14 protein-coding genes are annotated in these 16,851 nt (G+C 69.2%); 12 read left to right on the top strand and 2 right to left on the bottom strand.

Going from position 1 to position 16,851, the window contains the following annotated elements; genetic code table 11:
- The first annotated feature begins 1 nt into the window (after position 1).
- The 6 genes from NUG21_RS08910 to NUG21_RS08885 all read left to right on the top strand — a co-directional run bounded on the left by NUG21_RS08910 (position 2) and on the right by NUG21_RS08885 (position 4,284).
- A complete protein-coding gene (locus NUG21_RS08910) occupies positions 2–364 on the top strand; it encodes a GntR family transcriptional regulator (protein WP_017908106.1) in 363 nt (120 codons plus the stop codon).
- Entirely contained in the window at positions 361–1,239 is an 879-nt protein-coding gene (locus tag NUG21_RS08905) for an ABC transporter ATP-binding protein (RefSeq protein WP_263392846.1), read from the top strand. Before NUG21_RS08910 ends, NUG21_RS08905 begins: the two co-directional genes overlap by 4 nt.
- Positions 1,236–2,228 carry an ABC transporter permease gene (locus tag NUG21_RS08900; RefSeq protein ID WP_184502411.1) on the top strand — a complete coding sequence of 331 codons (993 nt, stop codon included), beginning with the start codon at positions 1,236–1,238 and terminating at the stop codon, positions 2,226–2,228. The genes NUG21_RS08905 and NUG21_RS08900 overlap by 4 nt, the downstream gene beginning before the upstream one ends.
- 43 nt (positions 2,229–2,271) lie before the next feature.
- Positions 2,272–3,096, top strand: coding sequence for a DUF4097 family beta strand repeat-containing protein (locus tag NUG21_RS08895; RefSeq protein ID WP_263392845.1), 825 nt, complete (start codon positions 2,272–2,274; stop codon positions 3,094–3,096).
- A gap of 38 nt (positions 3,097–3,134) precedes the next feature.
- On the top strand, positions 3,135–3,689 hold the full coding sequence (locus NUG21_RS08890; RefSeq protein ID WP_160948236.1) for a DUF2884 family protein: 555 nt from the start codon (positions 3,135–3,137) through the stop codon (positions 3,687–3,689).
- A 154-nt stretch (positions 3,690–3,843) separates the two neighbouring features.
- The gene (locus NUG21_RS08885; RefSeq protein ID WP_160948233.1) at positions 3,844–4,284 is read left to right on the top strand and encodes a hypothetical protein; all 441 of its coding nucleotides are present in this window, start codon (positions 3,844–3,846) and stop codon (positions 4,282–4,284) included.
- A gap of 374 nt (positions 4,285–4,658) precedes the next feature.
- On the opposite strand, the gene NUG21_RS08880 is transcribed toward NUG21_RS08885, so the two are convergent.
- Together NUG21_RS08880 and NUG21_RS08875 are read right to left on the bottom strand one after the other, a co-directional pair.
- Positions 4,659–6,092 (bottom strand): class II fumarate hydratase, encoded by a 1,434-nt coding sequence (locus NUG21_RS08880; protein WP_263392844.1) that lies wholly within the window; start codon positions 6,090–6,092, stop codon positions 4,659–4,661.
- Between the two features lie 328 nt (positions 6,093–6,420).
- Positions 6,421–7,425: a YiiG family protein gene (locus NUG21_RS08875; protein ID WP_263392843.1), complete on the bottom strand. Its 1,005-nt coding sequence runs from the start codon at positions 7,423–7,425 to the stop codon at positions 6,421–6,423.
- Positions 7,426–7,798: 373 nt separating this feature from the next.
- Between NUG21_RS08875 and NUG21_RS08870 the strand changes: the two genes are divergently transcribed.
- The 6 genes from NUG21_RS08870 to NUG21_RS08845 all read left to right on the top strand — a co-directional run bounded on the left by NUG21_RS08870 (position 7,799) and on the right by NUG21_RS08845 (position 16,808).
- Positions 7,799–9,112 carry a hemolysin family protein gene (locus tag NUG21_RS08870; RefSeq protein ID WP_263392842.1) on the top strand — a complete coding sequence of 438 codons (1,314 nt, stop codon included), beginning with the start codon at positions 7,799–7,801 and terminating at the stop codon, positions 9,110–9,112.
- A 230-nt stretch (positions 9,113–9,342) separates the two neighbouring features.
- Positions 9,343–10,710, top strand: coding sequence for an adenylosuccinate lyase (purB, locus tag NUG21_RS08865; RefSeq protein ID WP_263392841.1), 1,368 nt, complete (start codon positions 9,343–9,345; stop codon positions 10,708–10,710).
- Positions 10,711–10,771: 61 nt separating this feature from the next.
- Positions 10,772–11,374: a DUF3060 domain-containing protein gene (locus NUG21_RS08860; protein ID WP_263392840.1), complete on the top strand. Its 603-nt coding sequence runs from the start codon at positions 10,772–10,774 to the stop codon at positions 11,372–11,374.
- Positions 11,375–11,650: 276 nt separating this feature from the next.
- Positions 11,651–12,892, top strand: a complete 1,242-nt coding sequence (locus NUG21_RS08855) for a ribosomal protein uL16 3-hydroxylase (protein ID WP_263392839.1) — start codon at positions 11,651–11,653, stop codon at positions 12,890–12,892.
- 7 nt (positions 12,893–12,899) lie between these two features.
- Positions 12,900–13,799 carry a GNAT family N-acetyltransferase gene (locus NUG21_RS08850; protein WP_263392838.1) on the top strand — a complete coding sequence of 300 codons (900 nt, stop codon included), beginning with the start codon at positions 12,900–12,902 and terminating at the stop codon, positions 13,797–13,799.
- Positions 13,800–13,982: 183 nt separating this feature from the next.
- The gene (locus NUG21_RS08845; RefSeq protein WP_160946043.1) at positions 13,983–16,808 is read left to right on the top strand and encodes a 2-oxoglutarate dehydrogenase E1 component; all 2,826 of its coding nucleotides are present in this window, start codon (positions 13,983–13,985) and stop codon (positions 16,806–16,808) included.
- Positions 16,809–16,851 lie beyond the last annotated feature (43 nt).

Here is a 16,851-nt window from a genome sequence, read left to right as displayed (position 1 = left end):
CATGAGCGATATCCAATGGAGCGATGGCGCTCCGATCTACCGCCAGCTGAAGGAGCGCGTCATCGCGATGATGCTCGACGGCATCCTCAAGCCCGGCGACGCCCTGCCCTCGGTGCGCCAGGTGGCCGCCGAATACCAGCTCAACCCGATCACCGTCTCGCGCGCCTACCAGGAACTGGCCGACGAGGCCCTGGTCGAGAAGCGCCGCGGGCTGGGCATGTTCATGACCGAGGAAGCGGCGCAGAAGCTGCGTGGCAGCGAGCGCGAGCGCTTCCTCAACGAAGAGTGGCCTCTGGTGCTGGAACGCATCCAGCGCCTGGGCCTGACACTGCAAGACTTGTTGCCACCGGGGAAAACGCCATGACTGCCGCTGTCGCATCCGAATCCGTCGTCTCTGCGCAGGGGTTGCGCAAGACCTACAACCACAAGCCGGCGCTGGCCGACGCGTCCTTCACCATCGCGCCCGGCCGCATCGTCGGCCTGATCGGCCCCAACGGCGCCGGCAAGACCACCGCATTGAAGGCGGTGCTGGGCCTGACTGCGGTGGAAGGCCAACTGCGCGTGCTGGGCATGGACCCGCGCAAGCAGCGCGACGCGCTGATGAACGAGGTGTGCTTCATCGCCGACGTGGCGGTGCTGCCGCGCTGGATGCGGGTGCGCGAGGCGATCGACTTCGTCGCCGGCGTGCATCCGCGCTTCGACCGCGCCAAGTGCGAGCGCTTCCTGGCCAACACCAAGCTCTCGCCCAAGCTGCGGGTGCGCGAGATGTCCAAGGGCATGATCGTGCAGCTGCACCTGGCGCTGGTGATGGCGATCGACGCGCGCCTGCTGGTGCTGGACGAGCCGACCCTGGGCCTGGACATCCTGTATCGCAAGGAGTTCTACCAGCGCCTGCTGGAAGACTATTTCGACGAGCAGAAGACCATCGTCATCACCACCCACCAGGTGGAGGAGATCGAGCACATCCTCACCGACGTGCTGTTCATCCGCGACGGCCGCATCGTGCTCAGCGCCGACATGGAGCACATGGCCACCCGCTACACCGAGCTGCTGGTGCCGGCCGAGCGCATCGACGCGGCGCGCGCGCTGCAGCCGATCGACGAACGCGGCCTGCCGTTCGGCAAGTCGGTGTTCCTGTACGACGGCGTGCCGCAGGCGCAGCTGGCCGCGCTCGGCGAAACCCGCACTCCCGGCCTGGCCGACCTGTTCGTCGCCATCATGAAGGGCACCTACGCATGAACGCTCCCGCCAAGACAATCTCTCCCGTGTCCACCTTCACGTGGCTGCTCAAGCGCGAGTTCTGGGAACACCGCGGCGGCTTCCTGTGGGCCCCGGTCATCACCGGCGGCATCGTCGCCGCGCTGTACACCGTGCTATCGATCATCGGCAGCATCGCCGGCCGCAACCACGGCGGCGGTTCGCGCCTGAACGACGTGCAGTGGGACGGCCAGGCCCAGAACGCCCACCAGATCATCGGCGCGGTCGGCGACGGCACCATGCTCGCCGGCGTCCTGCTGGCCAGCATCGTGGTCGGCTTCGTGGTGTTCTTCTACGCGCTGGGCGCGCTGTACGACGACCGCCGCGACCGCAGCGTGCTGTTCTGGAAGTCGCTACCGCTGTCGGACACCGGCACCGTGCTGTCCAAGGCCGCCTGGGCGCTGCTGCTGGCGCCGCTGCTGGCGATCGGCGTCGGCCTGCTGATCGGCCTGGCGCTGTGGGTGGTCACCGCCCTGACCCTGTCGGTCAACGGCATCCCGCAAAGCACCGCGGTCTTCACCGAATCGCACCCGCTGCGCATCATCGGCATGGTCCTGGCCGCACTGCCGGTACAGGTGATGTGGTCGCTGCCGGCGATCGGCTGGCTGATGCTGTGCTCGGCCTGGGCGCGCAGCAAGCCGTTCCTGTGGGCGGTGCTGATCCCGATCCTGGGCTGCGTGACCGCCAGCATGATGGGCATCCTGCCGATGCTCAATGTCAACCACAACCTGATCTGGTACACGGTGGTCTATCGCGGCCTGCTCAGCGTGCTGCCCGGCAGCTGGGGCCCGGTACTGAACGAGCAGGTGGCCGAGACCCACATCAGCGGTCCGCAGGACCTGGTCAATGCGATCCACCTGGGCGACAGCTGGGTGCTGTTCCGCGACCCGGACATGTGGATCGGCGCCGCCGTCGGCGTGGCCTTCATCGTCGCCGCGATCTACGTGCGCCGCTGGCGCGACGAAGCCTGATCGCAGCGCAGCCCCCCTTCCCTTTTCCGCAAGGAGTTTCCCGATGCGCAAGACCCTCGCCCTGTGTGCGCTGCTGTCGCTGCCGGCCGTCGCCATGGCCGACGACTGCAAGTATTCCGAACCGCGCGAACTCAAGCTGGACCTGGCCGGCGTCAAGTCGGTGCTGTTTGACGTGCAGCAGAACGACCTCAAGCTCAGCGGCGCCAGCGGCGGCGACTCCACCCTGCGCGGCCGCGCCTGCGCCTCCGACGAGGACATGCTCAAGGAGCTGACCCTGCGCCAGCGCCACGACGGCGATACCCTGGTGGTGACGCTCAAGCACGAGGGCAAGATCCACGGCATCAGCGTCGGCAACCGCTACGCCTACCTCAACGTGGCCGGCAGCATTCCCGCCAACCTGCCGGTGCAGCTGCAACTGGGCTCCGGCGATGCCGAGATCAGCGGCGTGGCCTCGCTCGACGCCAAGATCGGCTCCGGCGACCTGCACGCGCAGAACATCCGCGGCGCGGTCAGCGCCACGGTCGGCTCCGGCGACATCGAACTGCGCAATGTCGGCAGCGTGGCCCTGCCGACGCTGGGTTCGGGCGACGTCAAGGCCGAGCAGGTCGGCGGCGACGTCAAGGTCGGCACCGTGGGCTCCGGCGACCTCACCGTGCACGGCGTGCGCGGCAGCGTGCAGCTCGACAGCGTGGGTTCGGGCGATGTGCAACTGCGCGACGTCAGCGGCGGCGTCGCGGTGCAGACCGTCGGCTCCGGCGACCTGGACGTGGGCAACGTCGGCGGCAACCTGAGCGTGCAGAAGGTCGGCAGCGGCGACGTCACCCACCGTGGCGTGCGCGGCAGCGTCAGCCTGCCCAAGCCGCGCTGATCTCCTCCGCTTTCTCCCTTTCGTACGAGGACACGCCCATGCAGTTCCGTTCCCTGCCCCTGGCCGGCGTCGCCCTGGCCACCCTGCTCGCGCTGAGCGCCTGCCAACGCTCATCCAACGACCGCGTCGTGGTCGATCACGGCGGCGCGCAAAGCCTGACCTTCCTCAACGGCGACCTCACCCTGAAAGCCGATGGCCAGCCGCCGGCCACCATCACCCGCGACGGCAAGCTGCTGATCGACGGCAAGCCGGTCGCGCTGGACGCCGAGCAGCAGCGCCTGCTGCTGGCCTACCGCAGCCAGATCGAGGCGGTGGGCAAGCAGGGCGTGGAGGTCGGCAAGGCCGGCGCGGCGCTCGGCGTGAAGGCGGCCGGCGACGCCATCAGCGGCGTGCTCAGCGGCGACACCGAGCACATCGGCGCGCAGGTCGAGGCCCAGGCCGACAAGATCAAGCAGGCGGCGCTAAAGATCTGCGACCAAGTCGCCGCGCTGCGTGCCGCGCAGGATGCGCTGATGCAGAAGGTGCCGGCGTTCCGTCCCTACTCCACCCTCGACGACAGCGACGTCAGCGACTGCAGGCACTCGGCCGCGTAACGCGCCCTCGCCGTCCCGGCGCTCCCCCCTGCGCCGGGGCGGCACGGCATCGCCTGCGGCGAGCGACCGGCGCGCCCTGCGACATGCGGCCGCACGCCGCGACACGGTCACACACTCTAGAATGGGCGGTACTCTCCCCCGCTCCATCGCCCCCATGAAGAAGACGCTGTTCGCCTGGTTCTCGCTGCTGTCGCTGTGCCTGCTGCTCGCCGCCTGCGGCGGACGCGGCGGCGAGACCGCCTCCTCGCGCGCCGAGCGCAGCAAGCCGCGCGTGGCAGTGGACAGCATGAACGTGATGCTGCGCCGCGCCCCGGCCGCCAACGCCACCATCGGCCCCGATGGCAGCCTGCGCATCGACGACATCGAACTGCCGCTGCCGGCCGCGCAGCGCACCGAGTTGCAGCAGTTGTTCATGCACCTGCAGATGCAGCGCCAGCGCACCCTGGAGACCGCGGCGCCGGACCCGAACATGCGCTCGGTCGGCTTCGCGCCGACTCCGGAGATCACCGCCGCGCAGGAAGCGGTCTTGCGCGACATTCCGTCGCTGCAGCCGTACCGCGACAGCTTCGGCAACCTGCAGGCCGAACGCCGCTGAGGGCTGCCGGAGTCGGCAAGCCAGGCACGAGGGAGCCTCGAAGGATTGGAGGCCCCTGTAGGAGCGGCTTTAGCCGCGATTGGCTTTACCGAGAACGTCCATCGCGGCTGAAGCCGCTCCTACAGGAGGGGCTTGCGGTGAGGCGTCTGGGCGCAATATGGGAGGGACTTCAGTCCCGGCTGCTTTCGGTGTCCGATTGCCGCCCTCCTTCGTTCTTCGCGGCTAAAGCCGCTCCTACAGGTGCTTGCGGCGAGATATCCGGAGACGATGTGGGAGGGACTTCAGTCCCGACTGCTTTCACCGTGCGATCGTCCGCTGCGCCTGGCACGCCATAACGCCATGCCAGGCATTTCTGCTCGCAGCGCCAGCGCGCTTCAGCCGCCGCCGCCCGCGCCGCCGTGAATGCCGCCTTCGGTCAATGCGGCGGGGTCCAGCAGCCGGCGCAGCTCGTCCTCGCCGAGGCCGCTGTCCTCCTTGGCCACCTCCAGCACCGGCCGGTTCTCCTTGTAGGCGCGCTTGGCGATCGCCGCGGCCTTCTCGTAGCCGATGATCGGATTCAGCGCGGTCACCAGGATCGGGTTGCGGTCCAGCGCCTCGCGCACCCGCTCCTCGCGTACCTTGAGCCCGGCGATCGCCGAATCGGCCAGCAGCACCGACACGTTGCCCAGCAACTGGATCGACTCCAGCAGGTTGGCCGCGATCAGCGGCAGGGTCACGTTCAACTGGAAGTTGCCGGTCTGCCCGGCCACGGTGATCGCGGTGTGGTGGCCGATGACCTGCGCGCAGGCCATCACCGTGGCCTCGGGAATCACCGGGTTGACCTTGCCCGGCATGATCGAGCTGCCCGGCTGCAGCGCCGGCAACTCGATCTCGCCGAGGCCGGCCAGCGGCCCGGCGTTCATCCAGCGCAGGTCGTTGGCGATCTTGATCAGCGCCACCGCCAACGCATTGAGCTGCCCGGACAGTTCCACCGCATCGTCCTGCGCGGCCAGGCCCTCGAACTTGTTCTCGGCGCTCTCGAAGGTGCAGTCGGTCAGCGTCGACAGCGCCTTGGCGACCTTGCCACCGAAACGCGGATCGGCGTTGATGCCGGTGCCGATGGCGGTGCCGCCCAGCGGCAGCCGGCGCAGGCGCTTGAGGCTGTCGTCGATGCGTTCCTGCGCCGACACCAGTTGCGCCGACCAGGCGCCGAACTCCTGGCCGAAGGTCAGCGGCATCGCATCCATCAGGTGGGTGCGGCCGGTCTTGACCACGCCCTGCAGTTGCTTGGCGCGCTTGTCGATCACCTTGCGCAGATGCTTGAGCGAGGGCAACAGATGCTCGCGCGTGGCCAGCAACGCCGCGACCCGGATCGCGGTCGGCACCACGTCGTTGGAGCTCTGGCCGAGGTTGACGTGGTCGTTGGGATGCACCGTCGGCAGCGCCTTGCTGCCGTTCTTGCCCTCGCCCTTGGCGGTGCGGTTGGTCAGCGTGGCGATGACCTCGTTGGCGTTCATGTTCGACGAGGTGCCCGACCCGGTCTGGTAGATGTCGATCGGGAAGTGCGCGTCGTGGCGGCCGTCGGCCACCTCCAGCGCGGCGGCCTGGATCGCCTTGGCGACCGCCTTGGGCAACAGCTCCAGGTCGGCGTTGACGCCGGCCGCGGCGGCCTTGATCAGGCCCAGCGCGCGGATGAAGCCACGTGGCATCGGACGCCCCGACACCGGGAAGTTCTGCACCGCACGTTGGGTCTGCGCTCCCCACAAGGCATCGGCGGGCACCTGCAGTTCGCCCATGCTGTCGTGTTCGACCCTGAATTTGTCACTCATTGCGCAATCTCCGCATCTGCAAAAGGGAATCCATCGGCGCCGTCGTCGGACGTCCGGGGAGGCAGGCTGGCGGGATTGCGGCTGGCGCGCGCATTATCCGCGGCGCAGCGCCCGGCGTCAGCAGTGTGCGCCCGCGGATGTTAGGAATGTCTGGAGGCTTGTCCGCCCGGCGCAGACCTGCCGCGATCGGCAGCCGCATCCGAGCGCGGATCGGATCCGCGGAGCCAGGCAGCGCGGTGCGAACGGCGTGAGCCATGCGCCGTTGTCGGCAAACGACGGGACGACGACACGGGTGAGGGCCAGCGGCATGCGCCGCCGGCCCGGACGCTCATTGCTGCCGGTTGCTCTGGAACACCAGGTCGTTGTAGCTCTTGAGCAGGCGTGCCGGCGAGCCTTCCGGTGCGACGATCGGATTGTCCAGCGAGCGCTGCTCGAATGCGCTGTACGGAATCTTGTCCGCCACGCGCTTGATCCGCGCCTTGGATTCCTTGCGGAAATTCTCTGCCGCGCTTTCGAAGCCTGCCCAGTCGGACTTGCCCGGCTCCTGGTTGGCGACCTTGGCGTGCGCCTCGTCGGACAGGCGGTTGAAGCCGGCCACCAGCGCCGTGGCCTTGGCGGTGTCGAAGTCGTCGTCCTGCATCAGGCCGGCGATCTCCTTGGCCTCGAGCATCATCGACAGCCGATAGAACTCGCGGGTGCGCCCTTCGGCCTTCTCCATCGCCTTCAACTGCTCGCGCTGCGCGGCATCGTTCTGCGCCTCCAGCTCATGGCTGAAGGCCTCGCTGGCTTCGTGGAATTCGGACAGCGCGGCCATCAGCGGCGCATGCAGTTGCTTGCCCTTGGCGAACTGGTCGTCCTGGTAATCCTCGCGGTCGTAGTAGTCGCGGGCCTGGTTGGCCAACGGTTGCAGCGTCTTCAACGCGGCCAGATAGCGCTTCGCCGCCGCATCCAGCGCCGGCAGCGCCGGCTTGGCCGCGATCGCCTGCGTCATCGGCGCATCGCACAGCTTCATCGCGTACTCGTCGATCGGGGCCGGCCCATACACGCTGGTTTCCTTGCCGGTCGGGCCGGCCTTGGGGTCGGCCATCCAGCGGATGTACTGCTGCGCGCCTTCGTGGATGCGCCCATCGACCTTGTTGAAGCATTCGATGTAGGCGTTGAGCTTGCTGGTCAGGGCCTGATCCGTTTCGCTGCCAGCGGTATCGGCGGAGGCATGGCTGGCATCGGCACTGGCATCGGAATCGGTCGGCGTGGCCGAGGGCTTGCCGCCGCAGGCGGTCATGAAAACGGACACAGCGGCGGCCAGCGCCGCCAGACGCAAAGAAGATTTCATTGGGGGGAACGTTGATGTTGAAAACGGTTACAGAAAGTCTAGCAAACGAAAAGATTGTCGCGGCGTGATGGCTGGAGGGCCGGGATTGGGGAGTCGGGACTGGGGATTCGCAACAGCGGTTGCGCGCTTGTGCGGGTATTCGTTGGCGACGCTTGCCTGTGACCGAATGCGCGAGACGGTGCCTGCGGGCGCCGCCGCCATGGCGCATCGGCTAGACTGCGGCGACGTATCACCGATGGAACTTCCACGCCGCCATGGGCGACGATTCAGACTGTAGATGCCGGCGCACGCTGCGCCGGACCACGCACTCCGCCGTTCCCACCCCTCCCGCCCGGCGCGATGACGCGCCAGCGGCGCGCGCCGGGGACCGCACATGATCGGCAACCTCCTGCTGTTGGCGCTGGCGATGCTGCTGGTGCTGCTCAACGGCTTCTTCGTCGCCGCCGAGTTCGCCCTGGTCAAGCTGCGCCATACCCAGGCCGTGGGCCTGGCCGAGCACCACGGTTGGCGCGGCCGCCTGCTGCTCAATGTGCACGGCCATCTCGACGCCTACCTGTCCGCCTGTCAGCTCGGCATCACCCTGTCATCGCTGGGCTTGGGCTGGGTCGGCGAACCGGCGTTCGCGCACCTGTTGCAGCCGCTGTTCGACCTGCTGGGGCTGAGCGAGGAGGCGGCGCGCCTGAGCGCCTTCGTCATCGCCTTCAGCGTGATCTCGTTCCTGCACATCGTGCTCGGCGAACTGGCCCCCAAGTCGATGGCGATCCGCCGTCCGGAGCGCATGTCGCTGTGGACCGCGGCGCCGCTGTACCTGTTCTACTGGGCGATGTATCCGGCCATCTGGCTGCTCAACACCAGCGCCAACGGCTTGCTGAAGGCCGTTGGCTGGGGCGAGGTCGAGCATGCCTCGCACCGCTACTCGCGCGAGGAACTGAAGCTGATCGTGGGCCGCCAGCACCCCGCCGGCGGCGCGCCCGACCACGAACTGACCCTGATGAGCCATGCGCTGGAGCTGCCGGAACTGGTCGCCGGCGACCTGATGCGCGCGCGCGACCATCTGCGCGCGTTCCGCGAGGGCATGGCGCTGGAGGCGGTGATGGCCGAGTTCGCCGAGAGCCGCTACAGCCGCTACCCGTGGTTCGACCGCGACGGCGAGCAGGTGCTCGGCATCCTGCACATGAAGGATTTGCTGGTGGAGATCGCCCGCGGCCGCCGCAGCGACAATCTGGGCGCGCTGCTGCGCCCGGCCAACCTGATCGCGCTGGAGACGCCGGTGCCGCTGGTGCTGGAGCGCTTCCGCACCGGCGCCACGCACATGGCGCTGTGCGTGGACGAGCACGGTCGCATCCTCGGCTACTTCACCCTGGAAGACCTGCTGGAAGTGGTGGTCGGCGACATCGAGGACGAGCACCCGCACGTGGTCAAGGACGCGCCGACCCGCGGCGCCGACGGCAGCGTGCTGGTGGCCGGCTCGACCTCGATCTTCCGCCTCGAACGCCTGCTCGGCCGCGACCTGCGCGCGCCGGAGCACCTCAACTCGGTCGGCGGGCTGATCGTGCATCAGTTGCAGCGCCTGCCCGAGGAAGGCGAGCAGTTGCAGATCGACGGCCACCTGTTCACGGTCAAGCGCATGGCCGGGCACCGCATCCAGGCGGTGACCGTGCGGCTGGGGTCCGTCATTCCTTCCTGAGGGTGCCGCAGTGTGTCGCCTGCGCCTGGCAGGCAGGCGCCGGCATTGCCTGGGCGCAGCGCCTGACTGGCCGCCAGGTCACGCCACGCAGCGCCGCCGGCGCCTGCCACGCCCGACCCGAAGGGCCGTGGTGCGGCCTGCTCAGGGAGTACGACACACCCCAGCCCAGGCCACGGACGCCGCGCCGACGTAGAATGGCGCCCCCGCCGACACCACCCCACGCCCCCGCCATGTCCGATTCCGCCCTGCTCGCCCTGTCCCCGCTCGATGGCCGCTATGCCGGCAAGGTCGACGCCCTGCGGCCGATCTTCTCCGAATACGGCCTGATCAAGGCGCGGGTGAAGGTGGAGATCGAATGGCTGCTGGCGCTGGGCGCCGAGCCGGGCATCGGCGAACTGGCCGCGTTCTCGCCGGCGGCGGCGCAACGCCTGCGCGCGCTGGCCGACGGCTTCGGCGTGGAGCACGCGGCGCGGGTCAAGCAGATCGAGTGCACCACCAACCATGACGTCAAGGCGGTGGAGTACTTCATCAAGGAGCAGCTCAAGGACGACGCCGAACTCGGCCCGGCCCTGGAGTTCGTGCATTTCGCCTGCACCAGCGAGGACATCAACAACCTCAGCTACGGGCTGATGCTGGAGCAGGCCCGGCGCGAGGTGCTGCTGCCGACCCTGGACGCGGTGATCGCCACGCTGCGCGCCCTGGCCCACGCACAGGCCGCACAGCCGATGCTCTCGCGCACCCACGGCCAGACCGCCTCGCCGACCACCCTGGGCAAGGAGGTGGCCAATGTGGTCGTGCGCCTGCAGCGGCAGCGCCGGCAGATCGCCGCGGTCGAGCTGACCGGCAAGATCAACGGCGCGGTCGGCAACTACAACGCCCACGTCGCCAGCTACCCCGACGTCGACTGGCCGGGCTTCGCGCAGCGCTTCGTGGAAAGCCTGGGCCTGGTGTTCAACCCCTACACCACCCAGATCGAGCCGCACGACAACGTCGCCGAACTGGGCGACGCGACCCGCCGCGCCAACACCGTGCTGATCGACCTGGCCCGCGACATCTGGGGCTACATCTCGCTGGGCTACTTCAAGCAGAAGCTCAAGGAAGGCGAAGTCGGCTCCTCGACCATGCCGCACAAGGTCAATCCGATCGATTTCGAGAACGCCGAAGGCAACTTCGGCATCGCCAACGCCCTGTTCGAGCACTTCTCGGCCAAGCTGCCGATCAGCCGCTGGCAGCGCGACCTCACCGACTCCACCGTGCTGCGCGCGCTCGGCACCGCCTTCGGCCACACCCAGGTGGCGCTGGACTCGCTGGCCAAGGGCCTGGGCAAGCTGACCGTGAACCCCGAGCGCCTGGATGCCGACCTGGACGCGGCCTGGGAAGTACTCGCCGAAGCCGTGCAGACGGTAATGCGCCGCCACGGCCTGCCCAACCCCTACGAGCAGCTCAAGGCGCTGACCCGCGGCCAGGGCATCACCGCCGAGTCGATGCGCGCCTTCGTCGAGACCCTGGAACTGCCCGAGGACGCCAAGCAGCGCCTGCGCGACCTGACCCCGGGCGGCTACGTCGGCCTGGCCGAGCGGCTGGCGCGCGGCATCTAGGGCCGTCCATCCTGGGTTAATCGGCCGGGGGCATGCTGGTGGCTCACAGCAGAGCCCCGCGATGAGACACACCCCGTTGTTTGTGCTGCCGCTGTTGGCCCTGGCCGGCTGCGCGCAGGCGCCACGCCCGCCGGCCGGCGATGGCGCGCACACCGCCGCCGCGCGTACCGTGATCATGCAGGCCGCGCCGCCGATCGCGGCGGCGCCGTCGGCCGGCGACATTGCCGATGGCGACGAGCGCGACGCGGAAGCGCCGATCCGCATGGTCGCCTCGGCCAGCGGCGACATCGATTGCGACGGTCGCGACCTGAACATCGTCGGCCGCGACGCCACCCTGGTGCTGCATGGGCACTGCGCCACCGTCAGCCTGTTCGGCCGCAACGGCAACCTGCAGATCGAGCGGGCCGACACCTTGCGCGTGCTCGGCGACAACGCCCAGGTCGCGATGCGCGGCGACGCGGGGCAGGTCGCGCTGTTCGGCCGCAATGGCCGGCTGCAGATGGCGCGCATCGACAGGCTGGACGTGTCCGGCGACCAGAACCAGTTGCAGGCCAGCGAGATCGCCACCATCGCCCTGCAGGGCAACGACAACGCCATCGTCCAGCGCAGCGGCAGCGCTCAGGTCGACGACGGCGGCCGCGACAACCGCATCCTCGTCCAGTAGCGCGACCGACGCTGCGCCCCCACTGCCCTGAGGGTCGCCGTCATCGCCCAGTTCGTATGCGCCTAGCGCCGCCCATGGCCTGCGCACGTGGTCACCCACGATGCGCGGTCACGACACACGACCAGGGCCTCCGCCCGGCCGCCCATCCGCGCGCAGCGGCGCACACGAAGGCCAGCGCGATGGCCCCACGCACCAAACCGGCGGACAATGGCCGGGTCCGGCCGGCGCCGCTGCGCGCCCGCCCTCCCCCTTCCGCGTCGCAAGGACCCACTGCACATGGCTGCCCGCAAGACCGCCGCTCCCGCCTTCGAACTCCACGCCCGTCCCGGGCAACCGCTGGGCATGCCCGCCGCGACCTTCCTGCGCGACTACTGGCACAAGCGCCCGCTGCTGATCCGCAACGCCTTCCCCGGCTTCGTCTCGCCGATCGAGCCCGGCGACCTGGCCGGGCTGGCCTGCGAGGAAGCGGCGCTGTCGCGGCTGATCGAACACGACCGTGCCAACGATCGCTGGCGCGTGCGCAGCGGCCCGTTCCAGGAACACGAGTTCCCCGGCATGCCCGACCACGACTGGACCCTGCTGGTGCAGGACGTGGACAAATGGGACCCGGACATCCGCGCCCTGCTCAAGCAGTTCCGCTTCCTGCCGCGCTGGCGGGTGGACGACGTGATGGTCAGCTTCGCCGCGCGCGGCGGCTCGGTCGGCGCGCACGTGGACCACTACGACGTGTTCCTGCTGCAGGCCCATGGCCACCGCCGCTGGCAGATCGACGCCAGCGTCGCGCTGGGCCGGCCGGCGCCGCCGACCGACTTCCGCGACGACGTGGAACTGAAGCTGCTGCGCCAGTTCGACCCGACCCACGATTGGGTGCTGGGGCCGGGCGACATGCTGTACCTGCCGCCGCTGGTGCCGCACCACGGCGTGGCCGAGGACGCCTGCCTGACCTTCTCGGTGGGCATGCGTGCGCCGTCCTCGGCCGAGCTGATCGCCGATTACCTGGACACCCTGATCGACGGCGCCGACGAGGCGCTGCGCTACCACGACGAGGACCTGCAGGCGCCGGCCGACCCGTACGAGATCGACACGGCGGCGATGGGCCGCGTGGTCGAGGCGCTGAACGCGCTGCGCATGAACGACCCGGACAAGCTGGGTGCCTGGTTCGGCCGCTTCATCACCACCTACCGTGCCGCCGGCGAGATCCTGCCGCCGGCCGGGCTGCCGCCGGCGGCGGAGATCGCCGCGGCGCTGGAACAGGGCCTGGTCCTGCAGCGCCACCCGTGGGCGCGGCCGGCGTGGCGGCGCGCCAGCCGCGGCGCCATGCTGTTCTGCAGCGGCCTGGAATTCGCGCTGCCGGTGAAGGACGCCAAGCGCCTGGCCGCGGCCGAGCAGCTCGACGGCACGGACTACGCGGCGCTGTCGGCGGCCGGCAGGCAGACCCTGCTGGAACTGATCGAAGGCGGCTTCTATCAGCCGCTGGACGCGCAGGATGCCGAGGACGAGGACGCCGAGGCGCCCTGATCCGACCATGTCCGGCACCGGTTTCCGCATCGCTGCACTGGATCCCGTCCGCGACGGCGCGGAACTGCGCGCGTTGCGTGCCGCGACCGGTGCTCCCGCGGACTCCGCCGACACCGCCGCGGCGGCGCTGGACGCGCTGGGCGAGCACCTGGTCGCGCGCAGCGACGACGGCCAGGCGGTGGGCGCGGTGCGGCTCGGCGCGGATCGGCGGATCGCCGCACTGACCGTGCTGCCCGGCTGGCGCGGGCGCGGTGTCGGCAGCGCGCTGCTGCGTGGCCTGGTCGAGGCGGCGCAACGCCGGCGCTGGCCGCACCTGGAGCTGCAGGCCCCGGCCGCCACGCTGGCGTTCTATGCCCGCCACGGCTTTCTGCCGCCCGCGGGCGGCATGGCCGCCGCCGCGGAGGCCGTGCCGCTGCGGCGCCGCTTCGACGGCGCCGTGGCGGTGGAGGACGCGGCGATGGCGATCGCCGCCAGCATCGCGGTACTGGCGCAGGCCCGCCGCCAGGTGCTGATCCACAGCCGCGCACTGGATCCGGGCCTGCTCGACGATGCCCGCGTGCTAGAGCAACTGCGCCGCTTCGCGGTCGCCGCGCATGCCAAGCAGGTGTGGATCCTGCTGCACGATGCGGCCGCGCCGCAGCGCGCCGGCGCGCCCTTGCTGGCCCTGGCGCAGCGCTTGCCCAGCGTGTTCCAGTTCCGCGAAGTCAGCGATCCGGTGGACCGCAGCGACGCCACCGCCTACCTGGTCAACGAGGGCGGCGGCTACTACTTCCGTGGTCTCGGTCACCGTTACGACGGCGACACCGACCTGCTCGGCAGTGCCCGCGCGCGGCAGTTGCGCAGCTCCTTCGCCCGGGTCTGGGAGCGTGCGCGCCCCTGCAGCGAACTGCGCGCACTGGGTTGGTGAGGCCGCCGGACCGCGCCGCTACGTGCGCCGCGGATGAACCGGGATCGGCCTTGACCACGCCGAATGCACACCCCGGCTGGTTCATGGGGGTATAATTTTTGCGCTTGATTACGCCCGCGCGGCCCACGCGTCCGCCGGTTCCTACCGCAAGCCAACCCAACAAAGCGACCCGACCCCACCATCGTGGACAATCTACTCAAGCAGTTTGCGCAGTCATCGCAACTCGCCGGCGGCAATGCCGCCTATATCGAAGACCTGTACGAACAGTACCTGGTCTCTCCCGACAGCATCGATCCCAAGTGGAAAACCTACTTCGACGGCTTCCAGGGCCGCGATGCCGGTGACGTCCCCCACTCCGCGGTCATCGCCCACATCGCCAGCGCCGCGCGCCAGGCCGCCAACAGCGGCACCGGCCCGAGCGGCGACGAGCGCGAGCGCCATGTCGGCCGCCTGATCACCGCCTACCGTTCGCGCGGCCACCTCGGCGCGCGCCTGGATCCGCTGGGCCTGACCCCGCCGGTGAACCCGCCGGACCTGGGCCTGCCGTTCCACAGCCTGTCGGAAAGCGATCTGGGCAGCGAGTTCAGCACCGGCGGCCTGGGCGGCCAGCCGCGGATGAAACTGCGCGATCTGCTGGCGCGGCTGAAGGCGACCTACACCGGGTCGATCGGCAGCGAGTTCATGCACATCTCCGAGTTCGAACAGCGCCAGTGGATCTACCAGCGCCTGGAGAACGCGGGCGGCAACATCGCCGGCGACGCCGCCAGCCGCCGCCGTACCCTGGAGCGGATCACCGCCGCCGAGGGCCTGGAGCGCTATCTGCACACCAAGTACGTCGGCCAGAAGCGCTTCTCGCTGGAAGGCGGCGACTCGCTGATCCCGATGATGGACGTGCTGGTGCAGCGCGCCGGCAACGACGCGGTCAAGGACATCGTGGTCGGCATGGCCCACCGCGGCCGCCTCAACGTGCTGGTCAACACCCTGGGCAAGAACCCGCGCAAGCTGTTCGACGAGTTCGAAGGCAAGTTCGAGCACGCCCACGACGACCGCGCCCACACCGGCGACGTGAAGTACCACATGGGCTTCTCCGCCGACGTGGCGGTAGCCGACGGCAAGTCGGTGCACCTGGCGCTCGCGTTCAACCCCTCGCACTTGGAAATCGTCGACCCCGTGGTGGTCGGCAGCGTGCGTTCGCGCCAGGAGCGCTACGGCGACGCCGCGCGCAAGTCGGTGCTGCCGGTGATCATCCACGGCGATGCTGCGTTCGCCGGCCAGGGCGTGGTCATGGAGCTGTTCCAGATGTCGCAGGCGCGCGGCTTCGCGGTCGGCGGCACCGTGCACATCGTGGTCAACAACCAGATCGGCTTCACCACCAGCGCCCGCGACGACGCCCGTTCCACGCTGTACTGCACCGACGTGGCCAAGATGATCGGCGCGCCGGTGTTCCATGTGAACGGCGACGATCCGGACGCGGTGGCGTTCGTGGCCAACCTGGCCTACGACTTCCGCCAGCAGTTCAACAAGGACGTGGTCATCGACCTGGTCTGCTACCGCCGCTGGGGCCACAACGAGGCCGACGAGCCGGCGGCCACCCAGCCGGTGATGTACCAGACCATCCGCAAGCACAAGACCACCCGCGAGCTGTACGCCGCCCAGCTGGAAAGCGAAGGCGTGCTGCAGGCCGGCGAGGCGCAGGCGCTGGTCGACGGCTACCGCAACAAGCTCGATTCGGGCGAGTACACCACCGAACTGGCGACCCGCAAGCCCGACGAATTCGCCATCGATTGGTCCAAGTACCTGTCGGGCAAGCTCTCGGACAAGGTCGACACCACGGTCAAGCGCAAGACCCTGGACCAGTTGGCCAAGATCATCACCACCATCCCGGGCGGCGTCGAGCTGCACCCGCGCGTGGCCAAGATCTACGAGGACCGGGTGAAGATGGCCGCCGGCGAACTGCCGGGCGACTGGGGCTTCGCCGAAAACCTGGCCTATGCCACCCTGCTGGGCGAAGGCCACAAGCTGCGCCTGGTCGGCCAGGACGCGGGCCGCGGCACGTTCTTCCACCGCCACGCGATCCTGCACGACCAGAAGACCGACAGCTACTACCTGCCGCTGCGGCAGTTGGTGGAGAACCCGGAAGACGCCACCGTGATCGACTCGCTGCTCAGCGAGGAGGCGGTGATGGGCTTCGAGTACGGCTATTCCACCACCGATCCCAATGCGCTGTGCATCTGGGAAGCGCAGTTCGGCGACTTCGCCAACGGCGCGCAGGTGGTGATCGACCAGTTCATCGCCGCCGGCGAGGCCAAGTGGGGCCGCATCTCCGGCCTGGCGCTGTTCCTGCCGCACGGCTACGAAGGCCAGGGTCCGGAGCACAGCTCCGCGCGCCTGGAGCGCTTCCTGCAGCTGTGCGCGCTGGAGAACATGCTGGTCTGCGTGCCGACCACCCCGGCGCAGGCGTTCCACATGATCCGTCGGCAGATGCGCATGTCCACGCGCAAGCCGCTGGTGGTGATGACGCCCAAGTCGCTGCTGCGCCACAAGCTGGCGGTGTCGACGCTGGAAGAACTGGCCGATGGCGAGTTCCAGCACCTGATCCCGGACGCCAAGGCCGACCCGAAGAAGGTCAAGCGCGTGGTCGCCTGCTCCGGCAAGGTCTACTACGACCTGCTCGAGGACCAGACCAAGCGCGGCCAGGACGACGTCGCCATCCTGCGCGTGGAGCAGCTGTATCCGTTCCCGCGCGAACTGCTGTCGGCCGAACTGAAGCGCTACGGCAATGCCACCGACCTGGTCTGGTGCCAGGAAGAGCCGCAGAACCAGGGCGCCTGGTACCAGATCAAGCACCACCTGCAGGCCTGCCTGGCCGACGGACAGAGCCTGCACTACGCCGGCCGCGCCCGTTCGCCGTCTCCCGCCGCCGGCCATTTCGCCGAGCACGTGGAAGAGCAGCTGAAGCTGGTCGCCGACGCGCTGTTGAATCCGTTCAACGACCAAGTCGCTGAATAAACCACATCACCCTTTCGAAAAAAAACACCACTAGGACGCCCCC

This window comes from Xanthomonas sp. CFBP 8445, assembly GCF_025666235.1.
GTDB classification, from domain to species: domain Bacteria; phylum Pseudomonadota; class Gammaproteobacteria; order Xanthomonadales; family Xanthomonadaceae; genus Xanthomonas_A; species Xanthomonas_A indica.
Note: the sequence above shows the minus strand (reverse complement) of the source record. Positions and strands in the feature narration are given on the sequence as shown.

Coding starts and splice junctions, on each gene's coding strand:
- NUG21_RS08900 (WP_184502411.1), top strand. CDS start 1,236: ATGAACGCTCCCGCCAAGACAATCTCTCCCGTGTCCACCTTCACGTGG.
- NUG21_RS08850 (WP_263392838.1), top strand. CDS start 12,900: ATGTCCGGCACCGGTTTCCGCATCGCTGCACTGGATCCCGTCCGCGAC.
- NUG21_RS08910 (WP_017908106.1), top strand. CDS start 2: ATGAGCGATATCCAATGGAGCGATGGCGCTCCGATCTACCGCCAGCTG.
- NUG21_RS08885 (WP_160948233.1), top strand. CDS start 3,844: ATGAAGAAGACGCTGTTCGCCTGGTTCTCGCTGCTGTCGCTGTGCCTG.
- NUG21_RS08875 (WP_263392843.1), bottom strand. CDS start 7,425: ATGAAATCTTCTTTGCGTCTGGCGGCGCTGGCCGCCGCTGTGTCCGTT.
- NUG21_RS08855 (WP_263392839.1), top strand. CDS start 11,651: ATGGCTGCCCGCAAGACCGCCGCTCCCGCCTTCGAACTCCACGCCCGT.
- NUG21_RS08860 (WP_263392840.1), top strand. CDS start 10,772: ATGAGACACACCCCGTTGTTTGTGCTGCCGCTGTTGGCCCTGGCCGGC.
- NUG21_RS08905 (WP_263392846.1), top strand. CDS start 361: ATGACTGCCGCTGTCGCATCCGAATCCGTCGTCTCTGCGCAGGGGTTG.
- NUG21_RS08880 (WP_263392844.1), bottom strand. CDS start 6,092: ATGAGTGACAAATTCAGGGTCGAACACGACAGCATGGGCGAACTGCAG.
- NUG21_RS08890 (WP_160948236.1), top strand. CDS start 3,135: ATGCAGTTCCGTTCCCTGCCCCTGGCCGGCGTCGCCCTGGCCACCCTG.
- purB (WP_263392841.1), top strand. CDS start 9,343: ATGTCCGATTCCGCCCTGCTCGCCCTGTCCCCGCTCGATGGCCGCTAT.
- NUG21_RS08895 (WP_263392845.1), top strand. CDS start 2,272: ATGCGCAAGACCCTCGCCCTGTGTGCGCTGCTGTCGCTGCCGGCCGTC.
- NUG21_RS08870 (WP_263392842.1), top strand. CDS start 7,799: ATGATCGGCAACCTCCTGCTGTTGGCGCTGGCGATGCTGCTGGTGCTG.